The organism is Arthrobacter sp. SO5 (genome assembly GCF_020532805.1).
Taxonomy (GTDB): domain Bacteria; phylum Actinomycetota; class Actinomycetes; order Actinomycetales; family Micrococcaceae; genus Arthrobacter.
The window spans coordinates 70146-92034 of sequence record NZ_MQTQ01000065.1 but is presented as its reverse complement, the minus strand read 5'-3'; the positions used below and the strand labels follow the sequence as shown (position 1 = coordinate 92034).

The following is a 21889-nucleotide window of genomic DNA, read 5'->3' as shown; positions in this document are numbered from 1 at the left end:
CGGGGGCGTCATCGGGCCCCCGGAGCATAGCCATGCCTTACTGGATCGGGGGAGTAAATTACGACATGATTGTGTTGTGTATTCCATGAGCTCTACTTCCTCTCTTGCCGTTGTGCGGCGCGGGGCGGCCACCGCTGCCGCCGCCACGCCTCCGGCGGCGGCTGCGGTAGTGCCTCCGGCAGCGGTGCACGCGTCCGACGCCGATGAACGCACCCGCGACCGCGTCCTGAACGCGGTGCTCGAGCACGGACCGATCAGCGCCGCCGAACTTGGCGACCTGCTCGGCTTTACCCCGGCCGCCGTCCGCCGCCACCTGGACCACCTCTCACGCCACGGCGTGATCGAGGTCAAGCGGGTGGCCCGCTCCGGCGCCCGCGCGGGACGCCCCGCCCGCCGTTACGTGCTCAGCTCTCAGGGGCAGTCCACCCTTGGCAACGACTACCTCGACATCGCCACGCTGGCCTTGCAGCGGCTCAGCGAAATGGCGGGCCCCGAGGCGGTGCGGCAGTTCGCCGTCGAACGGTTTGCGGAGATGGAGCGCCGCTACGCGCCCGAGATCGAGGAGGCCGGGCCGGACATCAGGGCCCGCGCCCTGGTGCTCGCCGAGGCACTCACCCGCGACGGCTTTGTCGCCTCCGCTGCGTCCATCGAAGCCAAAGCCCCCCTGCCCGCGGCGCTTTCAAGCGTGCAGCTGTGCCAGGGCCACTGCCCCATCCAGCAGCTGGCCGCCCAGTTCCCCGTGTTCTGCGACGTGGAGACCGAGGTGTTCTCCCGGTTGGTCGGCGTCGACGTACGCCGGCTGTCCACCCTGGCACGCGGCGGGCACGTGTGCACCACCCATATACCTACAGGCCGTCCGGCGGCCGCTGGGCAACACCGCCCTGCAACCACCCCGGGCAACCTGGACGAAGTATCCAACCATCTGCAAGAAAGGCCGTGATGACGGACCAACTATCAGAGAAGAAGGTTGCTGAATCTACTGTGATTTCGGAGATTCTGGAAAAGAATCCCGAGCTCCACGGAATCGGCAACTACGAATACGGCTGGGCCGACAAGAACGACGTCGGGGCCAACGCCCGCCGCGGCATCAATGATGACGTTGTCCGGGACATTTCGGCGAAGAAGAACGAGCCGGAATGGATGCTGGACCTGCGCCTCAAGGGCCTGAAGTACTTCGACCGCAAGCCCATGCCCACCTGGGGTGCAGACCTCTCCGGCATCGACTTCGACAACATCAAGTACTTCGTGCGCTCCACGGAGAAGCAGGCCAAGACCTGGGAAGACCTGCCAGAGGACATCCGGAACACCTACGAGAAGCTGGGCATCCCGGAAGCAGAGCGCAGCCGCCTCGTCTCCGGCGTCGCCGCCCAGTACGAGTCCGAGGTCGTCTACCACCAGATCCGCGAGGACCTGGAGCAGCAGGGCGTCATCTTCCTGGACACCGACACGGCACTGCGCGAGCACCCGGAGATCTTCCAGGAGTACTTCGGCACGATCATTCCGGTGGGCGATAACAAGTTCGCCTCGCTGAACACGGCCGTCTGGTCCGGCGGTTCGTTCGTGTACGTGCCCAAGGGCGTCCACGTGGACATCCCGCTGCAGGCGTACTTCCGCATCAACACCGAAAACATGGGCCAGTTCGAGCGCACGCTGATCATCGCGGACGAGGACTCCTACGTCCACTACATCGAAGGCTGCACCGCGCCGATCTACACCTCGGACTCGCTGCACTCCGCCGTTGTGGAAATCATCGTGAAGAAGGGCGCCCGCGTCCGCTACACGACCATCCAGAACTGGTCCACCAACGTGTACAACCTGGTGACCAAGCGCGCCATCTGCGAAGAGGGCGCCACCATGGAGTGGATCGATGGCAACATCGGCTCCAAGGTCACCATGAAGTACCCGGCCGTCTACCTTGTGGGCGAGGGTGCCAAGGGCGAGACCCTGTCCATCGCGTTCGCCGGCGAAGGCCAGCACCAGGACACCGGCTCCAAGATGGTCCACATCGCGCCGAACACCAAGAGCTCGATCGTCTCCAAGTCCGTGGCCCGCGGCGGCGGACGAGCCGCCTACCGCGGCCTGGTCCAGGTCCGCGAAGGCGCCAAGCACTCGGCCAACACCGTCCGCTGCGACGCACTCCTCGTGGACACCATCAGCCGCTCGGACACGTACCCGTACATCGACATCCGCGAGGACGACGTCACCATGGGGCACGAGGCCACCGTCTCGCGTGTCAGCGAAGAGCAGCTGTTCTACCTGATGTCCCGCGGGATGCGCGAAGACGAGGCCATGGCGATGATCGTCCGCGGCTTCATCGAGCCGATTGCCCGCGAACTGCCGATGGAATACGCCCTCGAGCTGAACCGCCTGATTGAACTGCAGATGGAAGGATCGGTCGGTTAATGACTGACATCACTACTGAAAAGGCCCGCATCGGCGCGCCCTCAGCCCAGCCGTTCATCAACGGTTTCACCGAGGAAGGCGAGAGCCTTTCGCCGCTGAACGCCGCGGCGTCCAAGTCACCGCTGGCCGGCGAGGCCGTCAAGCGGCACTCGCACGGCGGCGGCGTCGGCATCCCGGACAGCTCGCGCGCCGGCCGCCTGACCTCCTACAAGCTGGCGGACTTCAAGCCGCTGACCGGCATGGAGGAGGACTGGCGGTTCACCCCGCTCAAGCGCCTCCGCGGCCTGCACACCGAGGTCCTCAACGGTGCCGCACCGTCCGTGAGCGTCACCGCGCCGGACAGCGTCACCGTGGAGACCGTCGGCCGTGACGACCGCCGGATCGGTTCTGCCGCCATCCCCGAGGACCGCGTCTCCGCGAACGCCTGGGAGAACTTCACCGAGGCCACCGTGATCACGGTCCCGGCGGAGGTCCAGGCGGACGGCGAGGTCAGCGTTCTGCTGACGGGCCAGGGCACCGACGCTTCGGCGCAGCATCTTGTGATCGTCGCGGAAAAGTTCTCCAAATCCGTCGTGGTCCTGGACCACCAGGGGACCGCCGTGGTGTCGGAGAATATTGAGATCCTCGTGGAGGACGGCGCGCAGCTTACCGTCATTTCGCTCCAGGAATGGAACGACGACGCTGTCCACGCTTCCTCCCAGCAGGTGAAGCTCGGCCGCGACGCTAAGTTCAAGCACATCGTCGTCAGCCTGGGCGGGGACCTCGTGCGCGTCACGCCCTCGGCCCGCTTCACCGCCCCGGGCGCCGAGGTGGAACTGTTCGGCCTGTACTTCGCCGACGCCGGCCAGCACCTCGAGCAGCGCCTGTTCGTGGACCACGCCGTGGCGAACTGCAAGTCCAACGTCCTGTACAAGGGCGCCCTGCAGGGCCGCAACGCGCACACCGTGTGGGTGGGTGACGTTCTGATCCGCAAGGAAGCAGAAGGCACCGACACCTACGAGGCCAACCGCAACCTGGTCCTCACTGACGGCGCCCGCGCGGACTCCGTGCCGAACCTCGAAATCGAGACCGGCCTGATCGCCGGCGCCGGCCACGCCAGCGCCACCGGACGGTTCGATGACCAGCACCTGTTCTACCTGATGGCCCGCGGCATTCCGGAAAAGGTGGCCCGCCGACTGGTGGTCCGAGGCTTCCTGAACGAGATCATCCAGCAGATCAAGGTCCCGGCCATCGAGGAGCGCCTCACGGCCGCCGTCGAGCGCGAACTCGCGGCAACGGACAACTAGTGCGCAGCACTAGAGGACACGGAAGCCATCAATGACTGAACAGCCAAAGGGCGAGCTTGTCTGCAACGCCAGCGAGATCCACCTCAAGCAGGCGCTGCGGATCCTGATCGACGACTACCCCGTAGCGATCGTGAAGGACTCGATGGGCGAGATCCACGCCATCGGTGACACCTGCTCGCACGCGGACATTTCCCTCTCCGAAGGAGAAGTGGAAGGCTGCAAGATCGAATGCTGGGGCCACGGTTCCCAGTTCGACCTGCGCAGCGGCGAGCCGCTCCAGCTGCCGGCCTATGATCCTGTCCCCGTTTTCGCCGTGAGCGTCGTGGATGACGAGGTCTACGTGGACTTCACCAACGTCCTCAACGGTGCCGAGGCGCCGAACTTCAGCTAGGTGCCAGCACCTGGCACAACAACACTTATCGACAAGAAACCGCACGGTGCCGGAGGGCACGGTGCAGAGGAGAACAAGGCACATGTCTACTCTTGAGATCAAGGACCTGCACGTCAGCATTGACACCGAGCAGGGCACGAAGGAAATCCTGAAGGGCGTCAGCCTGACCATCCGGACCGGCGAAACCCACGCCATCATGGGCCCCAACGGCTCCGGCAAGTCCACCCTGGCCTCCACCATCGCCGGGCACCCGCGCTACAACGTCACGTCCGGCACCATCACGCTGGACGGCGAGGATGTCCTTGCGATGAGCGTGGACCAGCGCGCCCGCGCCGGCCTGTTCCTGGCCATGCAGTACCCGGTGGAGGTCCCCGGCGTGAGCATGACGAACTTCCTGCGCACCGCCAAGACCGCCATCGACGGCGAAGCCCCCAAGCTGCGCACCTGGACCAAGGACGTCAAGGCCGCGATGGCGCAGCTGCGCATCGACGCCGACTTCACCCAGCGCAACGTCAACGAAGGCTTCTCCGGCGGCGAGAAGAAGCGCGTCGAGATCCTGCAGCTGGAGCTCTTCAAGCCGAAGTTCGCCATCCTCGACGAGACCGACTCCGGCCTCGACGTCGACGCGCTCAAGGTCGTCTCCGAGGGCGTCAACCGCGCCCACGCCGAAGGCAAGATGGGCACCTTGCTCATTACGCACTACACCCGGATCCTGCGCTACATCAAGCCGGAGTTCGTGCACGTGTTCGTTGACGGCCAGGTTGTGGAAGAGGGCGGCCCGGAGCTCGCCGACCGCCTCGAAGAAGAAGGCTATGACCGCTACGCCACCGGCGCAGGGGCAGCCACCATCGCTGCCGCTTCGGCTGCAGCACAGGCCTAGTTAGGACTACGCCATGACCGAACTCAATGTGGCCCGCACGGGCCTCGAGGATGTCGAAGAGGCACTGAAGGACGTGATCGACCCGGAACTCGGGGTCAACATCGTTGATCTGGGCCTGCTGTACGGCCTGAAGTACTCGGACGACGACGGCGCCCTGCTCATCGACATGACGCTCACCACGGCCGCGTGCCCGCTCACCGATGTGATCGAGGAACAGGTCGGCCAGGCCCTGGACGGGATTGTTGACGAGTGGCGGCTGAACTGGGTGTGGATGCCGCCCTGGGGTCCGGAACGGATCACCGAAGACGGCCGCGACCAGATGCGCGCCCTGGGTTTCAATATCTAGGACCCCACCGCCCCTGACGACGACGGCGGCCGGTCACCTATCAGGTGGCCGGCCGCCGTCGTCGTTAATCCGCGGTTAATCCGCGGCTGCCCCTGAGTTCAGGGACGTGGTCAGGGGGTCGCGACGCTGAAGGTGTCGCACTGGTTGATGTCGCCGGTCTTGTAGCCCTGCGAGAACCACTTCTGCCGCTGCGCGCTGGAGCCGTGCGTCCAGCTCTCGGGCGAGACGCGGCCGGTCGAGGCCTTCTGGATCCGGTCATCGCCCACGGCCGAGGCGGCGGAGAGCGCATCCTGCAGGTCCTGCGCCTTCAGCGGTTCCAGGTACGGCTGGCCGGTGGCGGGGTCATTCGTGGTGCTCGCGTACCGCGCCCACAGGCCCGCATAGCAGTCGGCCTGCAATTCCACCCGGACAGCGCCCGACGCCGGCCCCTGGGGGTCCTGCTGCGCGCGGTCCAGGTTGCCGAGCACGTTCTGGACGTGGTGGCCGAACTCGTGTGCGACGACGTATTCCTGGGCCAGCGGGCCGCCGGAGGAGCCGAACCGGTCCACGAGTTCCTGGAAGAAGCCCGGGTCAAAGTAGGCCGTCGAGTCGGCCGGGCAGTAGAACGGACCCACCTCGGACGTCGCCGCGCCGCAGCCCGTGCCGGTGCCGCCGGCGAAGATCACGGTCTTCGGCTGGGGATACTGCTTGTTGTACTGGGCCAGGTAGTCGGGCCAGAACGCGTTGAGGCTGTTCACCGTGCCGGTAATCCTGCAGTCGAGCCGGGCATCGGCATCCGCACCGGTCTTGCAGGCCGGGCTGGAGCTCTGGGTCTGCGAACCGGAGTCCTGGGTGGTGCCGCCAAGTCCTGAAAGAAGCTGCGGATCGATCCCGAGCAGGGCCGCGATCAGCAGCACGATGCCGCCGCCGATGCCCACTCCGACCTTGCCGCCGCGGCCCATGCCCCGACGATCCTGGACCTGCGAGGGGTCCAGCTGGACGTTGTCATTAAAACTCATGCTGTCACAATATCGGTTACCGCCGACGGGAGCGTGCCGTGCCGGTAAAGTTGAGCCGATGCCTTTCCTCGACAGACTCCGGCACTGGGCCGGCGAGCGCCCCGACGCCACCGCCGTCGTCGTGGCCGGACAGCGCCTGGGTTGGGCGGGCCTGTGCGAGGCCGCTGCGGCGCAGGTGGCCGCGGCGCCGGCCGTCACCGTGCTCTCAGAACACAACTCCGTGCAGTTCGCCGTCGCCTTCGCTGCCGCCGTCGCGGGGGAGCGGCAGTGCGCGGTGCTGGATCCGTCCTGGCCGCAGCAGCTGCAGGACACGATCACGGACAGGATCCGGGCGGCGGCGCCGTCGGCTGTGGCCGGAGGGTCCCCCGCGCCTGGCTCCGTGGCCGGCGCCGCGGCGGCCGAGGTCGAACTCATTGACGGGCCGGCCGATTCACGGTTCCTGATCGGTCTCACGTCAGGCACCACCGCCGTTCCCAAAGCCTTCACGCGCACGCGCCGGTCCTGGCAGAAGTCGTTCGAGGCCTCGATCGAGTTCTTCGGCCTGACCCCGCAGGACCGGACCCTGGCGCCCGGGCCGCTCGCCGCCAGCCTGAACCTGTACGCCCTGGCCGAGTGCCTCTACGCCGGGTCGGAATTCCACAGCCTGGCGCGCTTCGACGTCGGCGACGCGCACGCCGCAGTGGTCCACGACGGGATCACCCGCCTGGTCCTGGTTCCCACGATGCTGAGGCTGCTCAGCGAGCGGGGCCTGAGCGGGGGCGTGGACGCCTCGGGGATCCGCACCATCATCTGTGCCGGCTCGAAGCTCGATGCCCGGACGCTGGAAGCGGCACGCCGCTGGGCGCCCAACGCGACCATCTTTGAGTATTACGGGGCCTCGGAGCTCAGCTTCGTCTCCGGGGCCGGGCTGCTGCCCGGGCAGGCTACGGCACCCGGCGGGACGGGCATCGGGCGCCCGTTTCCCGGCGTCGAGGTCCGGATCCTGGACGACGCGGGGGCGGAACGTCCGGACGGCAGGGACGGCAATATCTGCGTCCGCAGCGGGATGGTCAGCGAGGGCTACCTCTGGGGCGACGACGGCGACGCCCTGCGCAGCTTTGCGGGCTGGTACACCGTGGGAGACCAGGGCTACGTCGCCGACGGGACCTTGCACATGCTCGGCCGGCGCTCGGACATGATCATCACGGCCGGAACCAACGTCTACCCCCACGAGGTGGAACTGGCCCTCGCTTCAGTCCCCGGCGTCGCCTCGGCGGTGGCGGCCGGCCGGCCGGACGACATCCGGGGTCAGCGCGTCGTGGCCGCCGTCGTCCTGTCCCACGGCGGGGTCACCGCGACCCAGCTCACAGCGGGCGTGGAGGACGTGCTGCCGCGCAGCAAGCGCCCGCTGGAGTTCTTTGCGCTGGCCGAGCTGCCGGTGACGGACCGCGGCAAGCTCAGCCGGCAGCTCCTGCTCGACTGGATCGCCGGCAACGATCCCAGGATCCGGCGACTTGGCTGAGCTCCGGACCGGGACCCTGCCGGAGGACCGGCAGCCGGTCATCATCGCCGCCCGCCGCACCCCCATCTGCCGCTCCAACGGGGCGCTGAAGACCCTGCGTGCCCACGAGCTCCTGGCACCGGTGCTCCGCAGCCTCCTCGACGATGCCGGTGTGGCACCCGGGTCGGTGGCGGACGTGGTGATCGGTAACGCCGTGGGCGGCGGCGGGAACGTGGCCCGGCTCTCGGCACTGGAGGCCGGGCTGCCGGTCAGCGTCCCCGGACTCACGGTGGACCGGCAGTGCGGTTCCGGACTGGACGCGATCGTGCTCGCTTCCCGACTCGTGGCAGCCGGCGGAGGCATCGGGGGCAGCGTGTACCTCGCCGGCGGCGTGGAAAGCATCAGCACGGCGCCGCTCCGCGCCCACCCCGGTTCCCAGGGCGATCCCGAGTTCTTCGCGCGGGCGCAGTTCGCGCCGCCGGGCCACGGGGATCCGGACATGGGGGTGGCCGCCGAAAACGTGGCCGCCCGCTACGGCATCGCCCGGGAACGGCAGGACGCCTTTGCGCTGCGCAGCCACTGCAGGGCCCTTGCCGCCGCCGCTGCCGGGCTGTTCGACGGCGAACTGGTCCCGTTGGCGGGCCCGAACAGGCCCGTGACGGCGGATGACGGGCCGCGGCCGGGGCTGTCCGGGGCTGTGCTGGCGCGGTTCCCGCCGGCGTTTGCCGCTGGGGGCACCGTCACCGCCGGGAACTCCTGCTTCGACGCGGACGGTGCGGCCGCCGTCGTGATCACCTCCGTGCAGCGGGCGCGCGAACTGGGCGCCCGCGACGGCCTGCTGGTGCTCGGTACCGACACCGCCGGCGTGGACCCGCAATTCCTCGGCATCGGCGCGGCGGCGGCCGGGCGGAGGCTGCTGGACGCTGTGGGTCTCACGGGCGGCGAGCTGGGCCTGGTCGAGTTCAACGAGGCGTTCGCTGCCCAGGCCCTTGCCTGCCTGGACCTGCTGGCCATTGACCCGGACCGAGCAAACCTCGACGGCGGGGCCCTGGCGTTGGGGCACGCCTACGGCGCCTCGGGCGCGGTGCTGGTCACGCGGCTGCTGGCCCAGGCCCGCCGCCGCGGCTCGGATGGACTGCTGGCACTGGCCCTGATCAGCATCGCCGGCGGCATGGGCACCGCCGCGCTGCTGGAATACCGCACGTTCCCCTAGGTTCCGGGGGACATGCCCAGTGCTCGGGCCAGGCAATGGGCATAGTGGGTCTATGTCCAGTGGCCGCGGGGAGGGCGGCACATGTCCCCGGGCAGGGGCTAAAGGCTGGGCAGGTGCCTAAGGAGGTTCCGCGGGACATGCCCAGTCCTTGGGCCAGGCAATGGGCACAGTGGGTCTATGTCCAGTGGCCGCGGGAAGGGGAGCGCATGTCCCCAGGCAGGGCTAAGCGGAGCGCATGTCCCGCAGGAGGAGGGGAGGGTTAGGAGCCCTGGTCCTCGGCGTCGCCCAGCCCCCGTGCGGCCAGGGCCTCGCCGGTTTGGCGGGCGAAGGCCACGGACGTGATGAATACGGGCAGCACGAGGGCCCTGGGGTTCCGCTCCAGCCCGCGGGCACGGGCGGAGTTCCGGACGTCGGCGTAGGCTCCGGCGACGAACGGGATGCTGCGCAGCATGATGGCGATGGTCAGGGCGAAGCGTTCGGGGTCCGCGCCGAAGCGCCGGAATGGACGGGCCAGGGAGGCCACCCCGTCCAGGAGTTCCTGTACAGGGGTCGTCGCCGTCAGGATCGAGGCGGCAACGACGCAGACGAGCACGTTGAGTACGATCCGCGCCGCCGTCGGGCCGCCGAGCTGCCACCACTGAAACAGGCCGATCGCCGCGAGGACCGGCAGGACAGGACGCACGGCCCGGACCAGGCGCGCGGCGCCGGCCCCGCTGAGGAGGAACACGCCGCACAGGAGCACCAGCACGCAGGCGGACACCGCCCAGTCGGCGATGAGGAAGGACGCCATCCCGCAGGCCAGGACCAGCAGGAACTTCAGCCACAGCGGCGAGCGGTGGACCGGCGATCCCCCCGGGACATAGTTGGCGAGCAGGAAACCATGCCCGCTCATTTCTGCTCCCCGGCCGGCAGCTCCAATCCCGCAGTGCACAGCGCGCGGTACTGGGCGACGGCGTCGTCCGGGGCGCCGTCGAACACCACCTTGCCCGCATCGAGCACCAGGACCCGGTCCATGTCCCGGGCCAGCTCGAGGTCGTGGGTGGAGAGGATGACCTGCTGGCTCAGCCCGGCGATGGTCCGCCGGAGCAGTTCGCGGTTGCGCAGGTCCAGCAGGGTGGACGGCTCGTCGAGCACCAGCACCGCGGGGTCCACCGCCAGGACCGCCGCGAGGGCCAGGAGCTGGCGTTCGCCGCCGGACAGCTCGTAGATGCTCTGGTCCGCCAGGGCCAGCAGCCCGAACCGCGCCAGGGCCGACTCCGCGAGCGCACGGCGTTCCCGGGGATTGCGCACCGAGCGCCGCAGGGACAGCTCCACGTCCTCCCGGCCGGTGGGCATCACCAACTGGGAGAGCGGATCGGTGAAGACAAACCCGACCCGGCGCCGGACGTCCCGCACGCTCCGGACCGTGTCGTAGCCAGCCACCGTGACGTTGCCGCTGCTGGGGGCAACCAGCCCGTTGAGAAGCCGGAGCAGCGTGGACTTGCCCGACCCGTTGGCGCCGATGACACCGATCCGCCGCTCCACGAGCTCAAGCGACAGCTCATCGAGCAGGATCTTGGGGGCCGGACGGCCATCCACCGCGACCCGCACCGCCACCCGGTCCAGGATGATGCTCACGGGTGCGCGCTTGCCGGCCCGGCAGGTGCCGTGCGGACGCGGCGGAGCAGCAGATCCGGGAAGGCCCTGTGCAGGGACAGTGCGATGGTCACGGCAAGCACGTTCTTGATCACATCGCCGGGGTAATACGCGAGGTCCGCGAGGAAGGCCGCCGGCAGGCTCAGCTTGGCGTTGACCATCATGCCGAGGATCCCCAGGGCATGGACAAAGATGATGCTGCTCACCATCGCGGCGGCGAAGAGGAGAACGGCCCGGATCTTCCCGGACCGGCCGGCGGTCCGGCGGAGTACGACGGCGGCCAGCCAGCCCACCGCCGCCGCGGCCAGCGGGAAACCGATGATGTAGCCGGCGGAGGGCCCGGCCAGGATGCCGAGGCCGCTGCGGCCGCCGCTGAAGATCGGCAGTCCGGCAAGTCCGAGGAGCACATACAATCCGACGGCGGAGAACGCACGACCCGGGCCGAGGGCGAGCCCGGTCAGCATCACGGCGAGCGTCTGCACCGTGATCGGGACGCCCAGTCCGCCCACCGGGACAGCGGCGATCAGCGCGGATCCGGCCACGAGGGCCGCGAACACAGCGATGAGGCCGAGGTCTGTGGCGTTCCAGCTGGCCCGCCGCTTCTTGGCGGTCGTGACTTTTTCCGGGACAACGTTGCCAGTCTGGGTCATGATGATTCCTGTCGCACGGATCGGGGAACGGGGCTTGCTTTCGACGATACGGCGGTCGCTTCCCTTCTTTCTTGTAGGGGCCCTACTAGTCTGCCGTCCGGATGCTGGAGACTGCCGCCAAAGGTGGCCCGGGGGCCGGCCGGTCCGCAGCGTGTCATCGAGCAGGGGCAAGGCCGGTAGACTGGTAAAGGCCGTTCTCTCGGCCGCACTGCCCCGGCCCCCTCCAGCTTCCATCCGTTGTGCCGCGGCGTTCCCCGTTGTGAAAGGCCTTAGCTGCATTGATTACCGTCCAGGATCTCGAACTGCGCGCCGGCGCCCGCCTCCTCATGGATCAGGTGAGCTTCCGGATCGACAAGGGAGACAAGATCGGCCTCGTCGGCCGTAACGGTGCAGGAAAGACCACGCTGACCCGGGTGCTCGCGGGCGAAGGCATCCCCGCCGGCGGCAAGGTCACCCGCAGCGGGGAGATCGGCTACCTGCCCCAGGACCCGCGGACCCCGGACATGGAACAGCTGGCCCGTGACCGGATCCTGGCCGCCCGCGGCCTGGACATCGCCGTCGGCAAGCTCAAGCAGACCCACGAGGACATGGCCAGCGAGGACGCCGAGGTCCAGCGCAAGGCGATGAACCGCTACGACCGGCTGGAATCCGAGTTCCTGGCCGCCGGCGGCTACGCGGCAGAGGCCGAGGCCGCCGCGATCTGCTCCAACCTGGCCCTCCCGGACCGGCTGCTAAACCAGCCGCTGAAGACCCTGTCCGGTGGCCAGCGCCGCCGTGTGGAGCTTGCCCGAATCCTGTACTCGGATGCCGAGACCATGCTCCTCGACGAGCCCACCAACCACCTCGACGCCGACTCCATCGCCTGGCTCCGGGAGTTCCTCAAGAACCACCAGGGCGGCCTGATCGTGATCAGCCACGACACCGAACTGCTCGAAGCCACCGTCAACAAGGTGTTCCTGCTGGATCCCAACCGCGCCCAGATCGACTTCTACAACATGGACTGGAAGCGCTACCTCCAGCAGCGCGAAACGGATGAGCGGGCCCGCAAGCGGGAGCGCGCCAACGCGGAAAAGAAGGCCCAGGTCCTCATCGACCAGGCCAACAAGATGCGCGCCAAGGCCACCAAGGCCGTCGCCGCGCAGAACATGGCCAAGCGTGCCGAGCGCCTGCTGGGTGGCCTGGAAGCCGTCCGCGCGACCGACCGCGTGGCTGCCCTGCGCTTCCCGGACCCGTCACCCTGCGGCAAGACCCCGCTCACCGCTGATGGCCTCAGCAAGTCCTTTGGCTCGCTGGAAATCTTCACCGACGTGGACCTCGCCATCGACCGCGGCTCCAAGGTGGTCATCCTCGGCCTCAACGGCGCCGGTAAAACCACGCTGCTGCGGATGCTCGCCGGGGTGGACAAGCCGGACACCGGCGAAGTCGTTGCGGGCCACGGCCTGAAGGTGGGCTACTACGCCCAGGAGCACGAAACGCTCGACGTGGACCGCACCGTCCTGCAGAACATGCGCTCCTCAGCCCCGGACATGAATGACGCGGAAGTCCGCAACATCCTGGGTTCGTTCCTGTTCTCCGGCGACGACGTCGACAAGCCCGCCGGCGTGCTGTCCGGCGGCGAGAAGACCCGGCTGGCCCTGGCCACCATCGTGGCCTCGAGCGCGAACGTGCTGCTCCTCGACGAGCCCACCAACAACCTCGACCCCGCCAGCCGCGCCGAGATCCTGGGCGCCCTCAGCAACTACACCGGCGCCGTCGTGCTGGTCAGCCACGACGAAGGTGCCGTCGCGGCGCTGAACCCCGAGCGCGTGGTGCTGCTTCCCGACGGCATCGAGGACCACTGGAACGAAGACTACCTGGACCTGATCACGCTCGCGTAGGACCCCGCACGGACCCGCAATAGTTCCGGGTACCTGCCGGCGCTCTCAGTAACTCGCGCTAAGTAACCTGGGCTCAGTAACCCTGGGCATCCAGGATCGCGTCTTCTTCTTCCTCGGCCGTGGCGTTCTTCCGCTGCCGGGGAGCTGGACGACGCCGGGCCACCGGCCCGCTGGAGTGCAGGAACCCGCCCTCGGCCGACTCTTCCTGCTCCTCGGCGTCGATCGCCGCGTTCCGGGCCTGCTGCCGGGCCGCGTAGCCGAAGCCGACGAACATCAGCACCCCGAAGGCGAACCACTGCAGGGAGTAGGACAGGTGCGTGCCCTCCTCGGTTGTCGGCTTGGGGAAAGCCACCGGCATGTCGGGGACGGACGGGGACTCGGAGGCGAGCTGGCCGTACGCGCCTGTCAGCAGGGGGTAACCCAGCTGCGCGGAGTAGGCGGCGAGGTCAATGGAGGCCAGCTGTCCATCCGGGGCGCCGCGCTGGAGCTCCGGTTCGGCGGCCTTGAGGCGGGCCACCACGGTCACCTGGCCCCGGGGAGGCGCGGGAACCGCGTCAGGACGGCCCGGAGTGTTGTTGCCGATCGGCAGCCAGCCGCGGTCAATGACCACCGTCTCACCGGTTTCGAGCCTGAAGGGAACCACTACCTCATAGCCGGGCTGGCCGTTGAGCGGACGGTTCCGGACGATCCGCTGGCCGGATTCGTCGTAGCTGCCGCGCAGTTCCACCTGGGTCCATTCGCGCTCGGCGTCCAGCTTGCTGAACTCGGCCCTGACGTCGGCGAAGCGAACGGGCGCGGCGGAGTAGTTCGAGACCACCCGGTTGATTCCGGCCAGCGTCTCGGCGCGGCGGTCCATCTGCCAGCGCCCGAGTCCGACGCACGCGGTGGCGAAGACCGCGGCCAGCAACAGGTACCCCAGCCACTTACTGGAGAAGAGAAAACGGTACATTCAGCGTGCCTTGCCTGCGTTGTCGAGGGCCATGGTTTCCTTCCAGAGCCCGCGGGTCTGGAGGTAGTCCTCGAGCCAGGGCCGGTGCTCGCCGCAGGCGAGCCAGATTTTGCGGCGTTCCGCGGTGTGGATTTTCGGGTTGTTCCAGAGCAGCTGCCATTCGGCGGCGCCCCGGCAGGCCTTCCGGGAGCAGACGGCATCGGCCGGGCCCGCAGGGCCGCCTGTGCCGCCGTTCCCGGCAAGGTCGAAGAGGTTCACGAAGCTGCCCGTCTGTTGTCGCCGTCGTCCTTGAGAGAAGGATCGCCGGCGGAAGTGTCACCCTCGTCCGCAACAGAAGCGTCGCCGTCGTCCACAAGTTCCCCCTGCAGCAGCGTCATTGAGGGGTCCTCGGCAGCGGGTGACCCGGTCCCGCCGGACGGCGCCGGGCCCGCTGCCGGGCCGGCAAGCTCAGTCAGCGGAACGGACTCCAGCAGGGAGTCGCTGTGGATTTCCGCCGTGTCGCTGCCGTTGGCGATCACCACGGCAACCCAGGGCAGGAACACGGCGCCGATGATGGGGAGAACCTTGAACCAGCCGTCCACAACAAAAATCAGGACCAGGCACACCATGCGGATGCCCATGGCCACGGCGTATTTGATCATCCGCTGCCGCATCTCTTCGGAGTGCGCTGTGGCGGCGTCCGTAATGCTGTGCACCTCTGTTTCACCGGATGACGCATCCGGTGTCCCGGGCGTCGGCGCGCCGGATCGGTTTTTGAGTGTCAAGGCTGTCAGATCACGCTCCCAAGGGCTTCCTTCAATTCTCTCACCATCGGGGGCGCCGCCCAAACGCGGGGGGCCCGCCCAAACGCCGGGAGAGGCCCAAGCGCGGGACCGGCGGGCGCTAAGATCGGAGGCAGGAAAATCCAGCCCCCACCGCGGCGCCGTCCGCCGCAGAATCACGGAGCACCACCATGCCTGAAGCAGTCACCACCGGCCGCAGCGTCCTCATCACCGGCGGCAACCGGGGGATCGGCCTCGCCATCGCCGAGGCCTTCCTCGCCAACGGGGACAAGGTGGCCGTCACCTACCGCAGCGAGTCCGCGCTTCCGGAGGGCATCCTCGGCGTCAGGGCAGATGTCACGGACGAAGCCTCGGTGGATGCCGCCTTCACGGAAGTTGAGGCGGCCAACGGCCCGGTCGAGGTGCTGGTGGCCAACGCCGGCATCACCAAGGACACGCTGCTGATGCGCATGAGCGAGGACGACTTCACCTCCGTCATTGACACCAACCTCACCGGCGCCTTCCGCGTCATCAAGCGGGCTTCCAAGGCAATGATCCGGGCGCGCAAGGGCCGCGTGGTCCTCATTTCCTCCGTCTCGGGCCTTTACGGCGCGCCGGGCCAGATCAATTACTCGGCGTCCAAGGCTGGCCTTGTCGGCGTGGCTAGGTCCCTGACCCGCGAACTCGCCGGCCGCGGCATCACCGCGAACGTGGTGGCCCCCGGCTTCATCAACACCGATATGACGGCGGAACTGCCGGAAGCAACCCAGAAGGACTACCTGTCCAAGGTTCCCGCCGGCCGCTTCGCCGAAGCATCCGAAGTCGCCAACGTCGTCCGCTGGATCGCCAGCGATGAGGCCGCCTACATCTCCGGCGCCGTCATCCCGGTCGACGGCGGCCTCGGCATGGGCCACTAGACCGGGAGCCGAACGCGGGAGCCGACGGCGGGACCAGCCGGCGCGTCCGCCGGCGCCGGAGGCAACAGCCAGGAAAATCAGGATCAACCGCAGCTGACCGGCGGCACTACGCGCCAGCGGCTTCTTTGTGGAACCCGGACAACCGAAAACCCCTGCACCGCTGGCATGATGGACTGCAGACCCACCGTTTTTGGACGTTTGGAACAAAGGAGCTCGAATGGGACTGCTGGATAACAAGACCGCAATCGTGACCGGTTCATCGAGGGGCATCGGCGCCGAAGTCGCCAAGTTCCTCGCCGCCGAGGGCGCAGCCGTCGTCGTGAACTACCGCCAGAAGGCACCGCGTGCCAACAAGGTGGTCTCGGAGATCGAGGCCGCCGGCGGCCGTGCCGCCGCCGTGGGCGCCGACCTCACCACCCAGGAAGGCGTGCAGGCCCTTGCCAGCGCTGCCATGGAAAACTTCGGCTCCCTCGATATCCTGGTGCTCAACGCCTCCGGCGGGATGGAATCGGGGATGGAAGCGGGCTATGCGCTCAAGCTCAACCGGGACGCCCAAGTGAACATGCTCAACGCCGCGGTGCCGCTCATGCCCGAGGGGTCCCGCGTGGTCTTCGTGACGAGCCACCAGGCCCACTTCATCGACACTGTGCCCACCATGCCGGACTATGAGCCGGTGGCCCGCAGCAAGCGCGCCGGCGAGGACGCCCTCCGCGAACTCGTTCCGAACCTCGCCGAGAAGGGCATCTCGCTCGTCGTCGTCTCCGGCGACATGATCGAGGGCACGGTCACGGCCACCCTGCTGGACCGCTCCAACCCGGGCGCCATCGAGGCACGCCGCGCCGAGGCCGGCAGGCTCTACTCGGTCACCGAGTTTGCCGCAGAGGTCGCCAAAATGGTCACGGCCGACGTCGAAGCCGGCCACACAGAGTACGTGGGCGGCTCCGACTACTTCGACAAGAGCAATAGCTAAGCATCAGCCGCTTCGGCGCAATGTGAGGGAAGGCCGGGGCAAACCGCCCCGGCCTTCGCTGTTGTTCCGTGTTGCCTGCTGTTCCGTGTTACCAGTTGTTCCGTGTTGCCAGTCCAGCCTCAGACTCCGGCGATGTGACGGACGGCGTCCAGGTACGGCAGGTTAACCGCAGCGTCAGCGGCGGCGCGGACGGCCGGCTTGGCGTTGAAGGCGATGCCGAGCCCGGCGGCGCCCAGCATGTCCAGGTCGTTGGCGCCGTCGCCGACGGCAATAGTGTGCTCCATCGGGATGCCCTCCTTTGCCGCCCACTCGCGCAGGTACTTTTCCTTGGCTGCCCGGTCGATCACCTCGCCGATGACCTTTCCGGTCAGCACCCCGTCGGCGATTTCAAGCTCGTTGGCGATCCAGTAGTCCAGGCCCAGGTCCGCCGCGATCGGACGGAGGATCTGGTTGAAGCCGCCGGACACCACGGCCACGGCGTGGCCCGCGGCCTGGAATGCCGCCACGAGTTCCGCCGCCCCCGCAGTGAGCCTGACCTCGGCGCGGACGGAATCGACGACGTCGGACCCCAGCCCGGCGAGCACCGCGACCCGGGCGTGCAGGCTCTGGGCGAAGTCCAGTTCGCCGCGCATGGCGGCCTCCGTGACCGCGGCGACCTCTGAGCGCTTGCCGGCGTAGGCGGCCAGGAGCTCGATGACCTCCTGCTGGATCAACGTGGAGTCCACATCCATGATGAGGAATTTCCGTGCCGCGTTCCGGAGCGTTCCCGGCACGATCGCCGTGTCGACGCCGTCGACGCCGTGATCCGCCACTGCCCGGCGCAGCCCCGCCACTGCCCGACGCCGGTCAGGCCCTGCCGCGTCGCCGTCGGCGCCCCCGGGGAGGCCCTCCAGCGTGCCGTCCGCGGTGTACACCTCGAAGCGGTCGTCGCCCGCGCGGGATTCGGCGTCCATCGCCAGGCCGGCCGCGGCCAGCACCGCACGTACCTGCTGAACCTCGGGCTGGGACAGTTGGCGGGCATAGCTGACTGCGGTCACGTTCAAACTCATGGCTGTAATCCTAGCGAGCGTGCCGATACCGGCCCGAATTCGTTGCAGTCCGGTGACGCCAAGGTGGCGCCCCGGTCCCGGGCGGGCGCCACGCTGCCCGGGGCTGCCGTTCCGGTTATCAGTCGTCAGCTTTTTTGTCCTAGTGTCTACTCCTATGAGTGATGTTCTTGAAATGGCCGCCGTCAGCGTTGTACGAGGGGCTAAAACCCTCCTGAACAAAGTGGACTGGCAGGTCAAAGAGGGCGAGCGTTGGGTGATCCTGGGACCCAACGGCGCCGGCAAGACCACTCTGCTGCAGGTCGCCGCCGCACGGATCCACCCCACGTCCGGCATGGCAGGCATCCTGGAGGAAATCCTCGGCGCCGTCGACGTCTTTGAACTCCGGCCCCGGATCGGCCTGTCCTCGGCCGCCCTGGCGAACCAGATCCCCGAGCACGAGAAGGTCCTCAACGTCGTGGTCACTGCCGCCTACGGTGTCACGGGCCGCTGGCGCGAGGGCTACGAAAGGGACGACGAACGCCGCGCCTTCGCCCTGCTCAATGAATGGGGCATGGGGCCGCTGCTCAACCGTCCCTTCGCGTCGCTGTCCGAGGGGGAGCGCAAACGCGTCCAGATCGCCCGCGCCCTCATGACGGACCCCGAGCTGCTGCTCCTCGACGAACCCGCCGCCGGTCTGGACCTCGGCGGCCGCGAGGACCTCGTACACCGGCTCAGCGAACTCGCCCGCGACGAGGACGCCCCCGCGATCGTGCTGGTCACGCACCACCTCGAAGAGGTTCCGCCCGGATTCACCCATGCGATGCTCATGCGGGACGGCAGGGTGGTAGCCCAGGGCCCGCTCGAAGACGTCCTCACCGCCGGCAACCTGAGCGAGACCTTCGGGCTGCCGCTGGACGTCAGCGTCGCCGCCGGGCGTTACACCGCCACCGCCCGCCGCTAACGGGGCCGCTGACCGCGCGTGGAGTTCCTCAATAGCGTCTTCATTTTCTTTGCCGGGCTCTGGGCCGGAACCATCAACAGCGTTGTCGGTTCCGGCACGCTCGTGACGTTCCCGGTCCTGATCGCCCTCGGCTACGCGCCTGTCACGGCCTCCATCAGCAACGCGACGGGCCTCGTGGCCGGAAACGCCGCCGGCGCGTGGGGCTACCGCAAGGAACTCAAGGGACGCGGCAAGCAGCTCCTCCGGCTCTTGCCCGCCTCGCTGCTCGGCGGCGTCACCGGGGCTTACCTGCTGCTGCACCTGCCGGAGAAGGTCTTCTACTACGCCGCGCCCGTCCTCATTGTGGTGGCCCTGCTGATGGTCGTGTTCCAGCCCAAACTCCAGCGGTGGGTCCGCGACCGGGAACAGAACCCGGAGCATGCCGTCCGGGACCGGGGACACGGCGTGGTCCTCGTGGTGCTGGTCTACCTGGCGGGTGTCTACGGCGGCTACTTCGTCGCGGCCCAGGGCATCCTGCTGGTGGGCATCCTCGGCGTTTTCATGACCGGAACCATCCAGAACGCCAACGCCATGAAGAATTTCCTGGTGCTCGGCGTGAACGTGGTGGCGGCCGCGTCCTACCTGCTTTTCGCGTTCGACCGGATCGACTGGACCGTCGTCGGGCTCATTGCCGTCAGCTCCCTGATCGGCGGCGTCATCGGCTCCAGGGTGGGCCGCCGGCTTTCGCCGGTGGTCCTGCGCGGGGTCATCTTCACCCTGGGTCTCGTGGCCCTGGGCTTCATGGTGGCCAACCTCCTGAAATGATGTGCCTGTGACTTTCCACCACCTTGACTCCGCCGAGGACCCGCGGGTCTCCGACTACACCCGGCTGACGGACGTCCACCTGCGCAAAGTGCGGGAACCGGCCGAGGGCCTCTACATCGCGGAATCCTCCCGCGTGCTGCGCCGGGCGCTGGCGGCAGGGCACCGGCCGCGCTCCTTCTTCCTCGCCGAGAAGTGGCTCGAGGACCTCACGGACATCTTCGAGCAGTACCCGGACGTGCCGGCGTACATCGGCACCGCCGCGCTGCTCGAGGAGATCACCGGCTTCCACCTGCACCGCGGGGCGATGGCCGCCATGCACCGCCCGGAGCCCGTGCCGCTTGCCCGGCTCCTCGCCGGCGCCCGCCGGGTTGCCGTCCTGGAGGACATCGTGGACCACACGAACGTCGGCGCGATCTTCCGTTCCGCCGCCGCTCTGGGGGTGGACGCCGTCCTCGTCTCGCCGCGCTGCGGGGACCCGCTGTACCGGCGCAGCGTCCGGGTCAGCATGGGCACGGTGTTCCAGGTGCCCTGGGCGCGGCTGGAGGACTGGCCGGGGGAGCTGCGGATGTTGCGGGAGCAGGGCTTCACCGTGGCCGCACTGGAGCTCACCGGCGACGCCGTGGACCTCGACGTCCTCGCCGCGCGGAAGCCCGACAAACTGGCCCTGGTGCTCGGCACCGAAGGCGCCGGGATGAGCGAAGGCACACTCGCCGCCGTCGACCTTGCCGTGAGGATCCCCATGCGGGCCGGGGTCGACTCGCTCAACGTTGCGGCCGCGTCCGCCGTCGCGTTCTGGGAGCTGCGGCCCCGGGACTGACGCGTTCCGTCTCCCGGTCCGGAGTGTTCGTCGGCCCCACCGTTATCCGCTATTATTGGTAGCTGGCTGTGCTGCGCCGACAGGTGCCGGTACGCCATCCCATTCATACCTGGCAACTGGCAAAATCCAGTTGTGCGAACAAAGGTCCAATTATGAAGTCCAATACCCACCCGAAGTACGAAGCTGTTGTTTTCAACGACCTGGCTTCCGGCGTCAAGTTCCTCACCAAGTCCACCGTGTCTTCCAAGAAGACCATCGAGTGGGAAGACGGAAACACCTACCCGGTTATCGACGTCGAAATCTCCTCCGAGTCCCACCCGTTCTACACGGGCAAGCAGCGCATCATGGACTCTGCAGGCCGCGTCGAGCGCTTCAACGCTCGCTTCAAGGGCTTCGGCGGCAAGAAGTAACTCCTTCTCCCCAAGGTCTTTTGGAAGAGCCCGCACCGTTTACGGTGCGGGCTCTTTGCGTCCGGCCCCACTGTGTCTGCAGGGCAGCCGCCGCGTGGCAGGATTAAGGACATGACATTCCTTCCCCCGGCATCGGGTTCCAGCAGCGGTCACGACGGCGGCGGCCGCCACGGGGATTACCGCCACGGGGAGTACAAGGTCCCCGGCGGCAAGCTCGTGGTCGCCGATTTCGACGTCGTCGACGGCGCCCTGGCCAACGTCTCGCTCAGCGGTGACTTCTTCCTCGAACCCGACGAGGCACTCCTGGCGATCAACAGGGCCCTCACCGGCCTCCCGGCAGATTCGAGCGCCGCTCACCTCAGCGCTGCCGTGGCGGCGGCCCTCCCGCGTGACGCGGTCCTCTTCGGGTTCTCCGCCGACGCCGTCGCGGTCACCGTCCGCCGCGCCCTCGCGAAGGCCACCGGCTGGGCCGACCACCACTGGAACATCATTGCGCCCTCCGTGCTGCCGACCCACGTCAACGTCGCCCTCGACGAGGTGCTCACCGAGGAAGTCGGTGCCGGGCGCCGTAACCCGACGCTGCGCTTCTGGGACTGGGAAGAGCCGTCCGTGGTGATCGGCAGCTTCCAGTCCGTCCGCAACGAACTCGATCCCGACGGGGTGGCCCGGCACGGTATCAGCGTGGTCCGCCGGATCAGCGGCGGCGGAGCGATGTTCATGGAGGCCGGCAACTGCATTACGTACTCGCTGTACCTGCCCCAGACCCTCGTGGACGGCATCAGCTTCGCCGACTCCTACCGCTTCCTCGACGCCTGGGTTATGGCGGCGCTCGAAAGAGTCGGCGTCAGCGCGTTCTACGTGCCCCTCAATGACATCGCCACGGACCAGGGCAAAATCGGCGGTGCCGCGCAGAAGCGGCTGGCCAGCGGCGGCATGCTGCACCACGTCACCATGAGCTACGACATCGATGCCGACAAAATGGTCCAGGTGCTGCGGATCGGCAAGGAGAAGCTCTCCGACAAGGGCACGACGAGCGCCAAGAAGCGGGTGGATCCGCTGCGGCGCCAGACCGGCCTGGCCCGGGCGGAAATCGTGGCGGCCATGATGGAGGTC

The 21889-nt window shown here is 68.1% G+C and carries 24 protein-coding genes; 16 read left to right on the top strand and 8 right to left on the bottom strand.

Annotated features, from left to right (window positions below):
* Positions 1-85: 85 nt before the first annotated feature.
* From BJG92_RS12280 to BJG92_RS12255, 6 genes are all read left to right on the top strand, one after another.
* The gene (locus BJG92_RS12280; RefSeq protein ID WP_269461955.1) at positions 86-940 is read left to right on the top strand and encodes a MarR family transcriptional regulator; all 855 of its coding nucleotides are present in this window, start codon (positions 86-88) and stop codon (positions 938-940) included.
* Positions 940-2403 carry a Fe-S cluster assembly protein SufB gene (gene sufB / locus BJG92_RS12275; protein WP_232084286.1) on the top strand — a complete coding sequence of 488 codons (1464 nt, stop codon included), beginning with the start codon at positions 940-942 and terminating at the stop codon, positions 2401-2403. The genes BJG92_RS12280 and sufB overlap by 1 nt, the downstream gene beginning before the upstream one ends.
* Positions 2403-3689: a Fe-S cluster assembly protein SufD gene (gene sufD, locus BJG92_RS12270; RefSeq protein WP_232084285.1), complete on the top strand. Its 1287-nt coding sequence runs from the start codon at positions 2403-2405 to the stop codon at positions 3687-3689. Before sufB ends, sufD begins: the two co-directional genes overlap by 1 nt.
* A 31-nt stretch (positions 3690-3720) precedes the next feature.
* Positions 3721-4080 carry a non-heme iron oxygenase ferredoxin subunit gene (locus BJG92_RS12265; protein ID WP_232084284.1) on the top strand — a complete coding sequence of 120 codons (360 nt, stop codon included), beginning with the start codon at positions 3721-3723 and terminating at the stop codon, positions 4078-4080.
* A gap of 82 nt (positions 4081-4162) precedes the next feature.
* Positions 4163-4960 (top strand): Fe-S cluster assembly ATPase SufC, encoded by a 798-nt coding sequence (sufC, locus tag BJG92_RS12260; protein ID WP_232084283.1) that lies wholly within the window; start codon positions 4163-4165, stop codon positions 4958-4960.
* Positions 4961-4973: 13 nt separating this feature from the next.
* Positions 4974-5306 (top strand): metal-sulfur cluster assembly factor, encoded by a 333-nt coding sequence (locus BJG92_RS12255; protein ID WP_232084282.1) that lies wholly within the window; start codon positions 4974-4976, stop codon positions 5304-5306.
* Between the two features lie 110 nt (positions 5307-5416).
* Here BJG92_RS12255 and BJG92_RS12250 read toward each other — a convergent pair whose 3' ends face one another.
* Positions 5417-6304, bottom strand: coding sequence for a neutral zinc metallopeptidase (locus BJG92_RS12250; RefSeq protein ID WP_232084281.1), 888 nt, complete (start codon positions 6302-6304; stop codon positions 5417-5419).
* 58 nt (positions 6305-6362) lie between these two features.
* Here BJG92_RS12250 and BJG92_RS12245 point away from each other — a divergent pair, with 58 nt between their 5' ends.
* Entirely contained in the window at positions 6363-7805 is a 1443-nt protein-coding gene (locus BJG92_RS12245; RefSeq protein WP_232084280.1) for a class I adenylate-forming enzyme family protein, read from the top strand.
* Positions 7798-8997 (top strand): thiolase family protein, encoded by a 1200-nt coding sequence (locus BJG92_RS12240; protein ID WP_232084279.1) that lies wholly within the window; start codon positions 7798-7800, stop codon positions 8995-8997. The genes BJG92_RS12245 and BJG92_RS12240 overlap by 8 nt, the downstream gene beginning before the upstream one ends.
* Positions 8998-9256: 259 nt before the next feature.
* On the opposite strand, the gene BJG92_RS12235 is transcribed toward BJG92_RS12240, so the two are convergent.
* From BJG92_RS12235 to BJG92_RS12225, 3 genes are read right to left on the bottom strand one after another with little or no spacing between them, the layout of a single operon-like run.
* Positions 9257-9889, bottom strand: a complete 633-nt coding sequence (locus tag BJG92_RS12235; RefSeq protein WP_232084278.1) for an energy-coupling factor transporter transmembrane protein EcfT — start codon at positions 9887-9889, stop codon at positions 9257-9259.
* Positions 9886-10614: an energy-coupling factor ABC transporter ATP-binding protein gene (locus tag BJG92_RS12230; RefSeq protein WP_232084277.1), complete on the bottom strand. Its 729-nt coding sequence runs from the start codon at positions 10612-10614 to the stop codon at positions 9886-9888. Before BJG92_RS12230 ends, BJG92_RS12235 begins: the two co-directional genes overlap by 4 nt.
* Positions 10611-11282, bottom strand: coding sequence for a biotin transporter BioY (locus tag BJG92_RS12225; RefSeq protein WP_232084276.1), 672 nt, complete (start codon positions 11280-11282; stop codon positions 10611-10613). Before BJG92_RS12225 ends, BJG92_RS12230 begins: the two co-directional genes overlap by 4 nt.
* A 278-nt stretch (positions 11283-11560) precedes the next feature.
* Between BJG92_RS12225 and BJG92_RS12220 the strand changes: the two genes are divergently transcribed.
* Positions 11561-13159, top strand: a complete 1599-nt coding sequence (locus tag BJG92_RS12220) for an ABC-F family ATP-binding cassette domain-containing protein (RefSeq protein ID WP_232084275.1) — start codon at positions 11561-11563, stop codon at positions 13157-13159.
* Positions 13160-13232: 73 nt separating this feature from the next.
* Here the strand turns inward: BJG92_RS12220 and BJG92_RS12215 are convergent, their stop codons facing one another.
* Genes BJG92_RS12215 through BJG92_RS12205 form a run of 3 tightly spaced genes read right to left on the bottom strand, consistent with a single transcriptional unit; the run spans position 13233 to position 14872 of the window.
* On the bottom strand, positions 13233-14108 hold the full coding sequence (locus tag BJG92_RS12215; RefSeq protein WP_232084274.1) for an SURF1 family protein: 876 nt from the start codon (positions 14106-14108) through the stop codon (positions 13233-13235).
* The gene (locus tag BJG92_RS12210) at positions 14109-14366 is read right to left on the bottom strand and encodes a hypothetical protein (protein WP_232084273.1); all 258 of its coding nucleotides are present in this window, start codon (positions 14364-14366) and stop codon (positions 14109-14111) included. It abuts the gene before it with no gap.
* Positions 14363-14872, bottom strand: coding sequence for a DUF3099 domain-containing protein (locus tag BJG92_RS12205; RefSeq protein WP_232084272.1), 510 nt, complete (start codon positions 14870-14872; stop codon positions 14363-14365). The genes BJG92_RS12210 and BJG92_RS12205 overlap by 4 nt, the downstream gene beginning before the upstream one ends.
* A gap of 188 nt (positions 14873-15060) precedes the next feature.
* Here BJG92_RS12205 and fabG point away from each other — a divergent pair, with 188 nt between their 5' ends.
* Together fabG and BJG92_RS12195 are read left to right on the top strand one after the other, a co-directional pair.
* A complete protein-coding gene (fabG, locus tag BJG92_RS12200) occupies positions 15061-15786 on the top strand; it encodes a 3-oxoacyl-ACP reductase FabG (protein ID WP_232084271.1) in 726 nt (241 codons plus the stop codon).
* A 217-nt stretch (positions 15787-16003) separates the two neighbouring features.
* A complete protein-coding gene (locus BJG92_RS12195; RefSeq protein WP_232084270.1) occupies positions 16004-16756 on the top strand; it encodes an SDR family oxidoreductase in 753 nt (250 codons plus the stop codon).
* Between the two features lie 119 nt (positions 16757-16875).
* Here BJG92_RS12195 and serB read toward each other — a convergent pair whose 3' ends face one another.
* Positions 16876-17805 carry a phosphoserine phosphatase SerB gene (gene serB, locus BJG92_RS12190; protein ID WP_232084269.1) on the bottom strand — a complete coding sequence of 310 codons (930 nt, stop codon included), beginning with the start codon at positions 17803-17805 and terminating at the stop codon, positions 16876-16878.
* A gap of 154 nt (positions 17806-17959) precedes the next feature.
* Between serB and BJG92_RS12185 the strand changes: the two genes are divergently transcribed.
* The 5 genes from BJG92_RS12185 to BJG92_RS12165 all read left to right on the top strand — a co-directional run.
* Positions 17960-18745 (top strand): ABC transporter ATP-binding protein, encoded by a 786-nt coding sequence (locus BJG92_RS12185; RefSeq protein WP_232084268.1) that lies wholly within the window; start codon positions 17960-17962, stop codon positions 18743-18745.
* Positions 18746-18763: 18 nt separating this feature from the next.
* Positions 18764-19549, top strand: a complete 786-nt coding sequence (locus BJG92_RS12180) for a sulfite exporter TauE/SafE family protein (RefSeq protein ID WP_232084267.1) — start codon at positions 18764-18766, stop codon at positions 19547-19549.
* Between the two features lie 7 nt (positions 19550-19556).
* Entirely contained in the window at positions 19557-20366 is an 810-nt protein-coding gene (locus BJG92_RS12175; RefSeq protein WP_232084266.1) for an RNA methyltransferase, read from the top strand.
* A gap of 152 nt (positions 20367-20518) precedes the next feature.
* Positions 20519-20776 (top strand): type B 50S ribosomal protein L31, encoded by a 258-nt coding sequence (locus BJG92_RS12170; protein WP_011691973.1) that lies wholly within the window; start codon positions 20519-20521, stop codon positions 20774-20776.
* Between the two features lie 111 nt (positions 20777-20887).
* Positions 20888-21889: biotin/lipoate A/B protein ligase family protein (locus BJG92_RS12165; protein ID WP_232084265.1), on the top strand; the 1002-nt coding region annotated here is incomplete at its 3' end.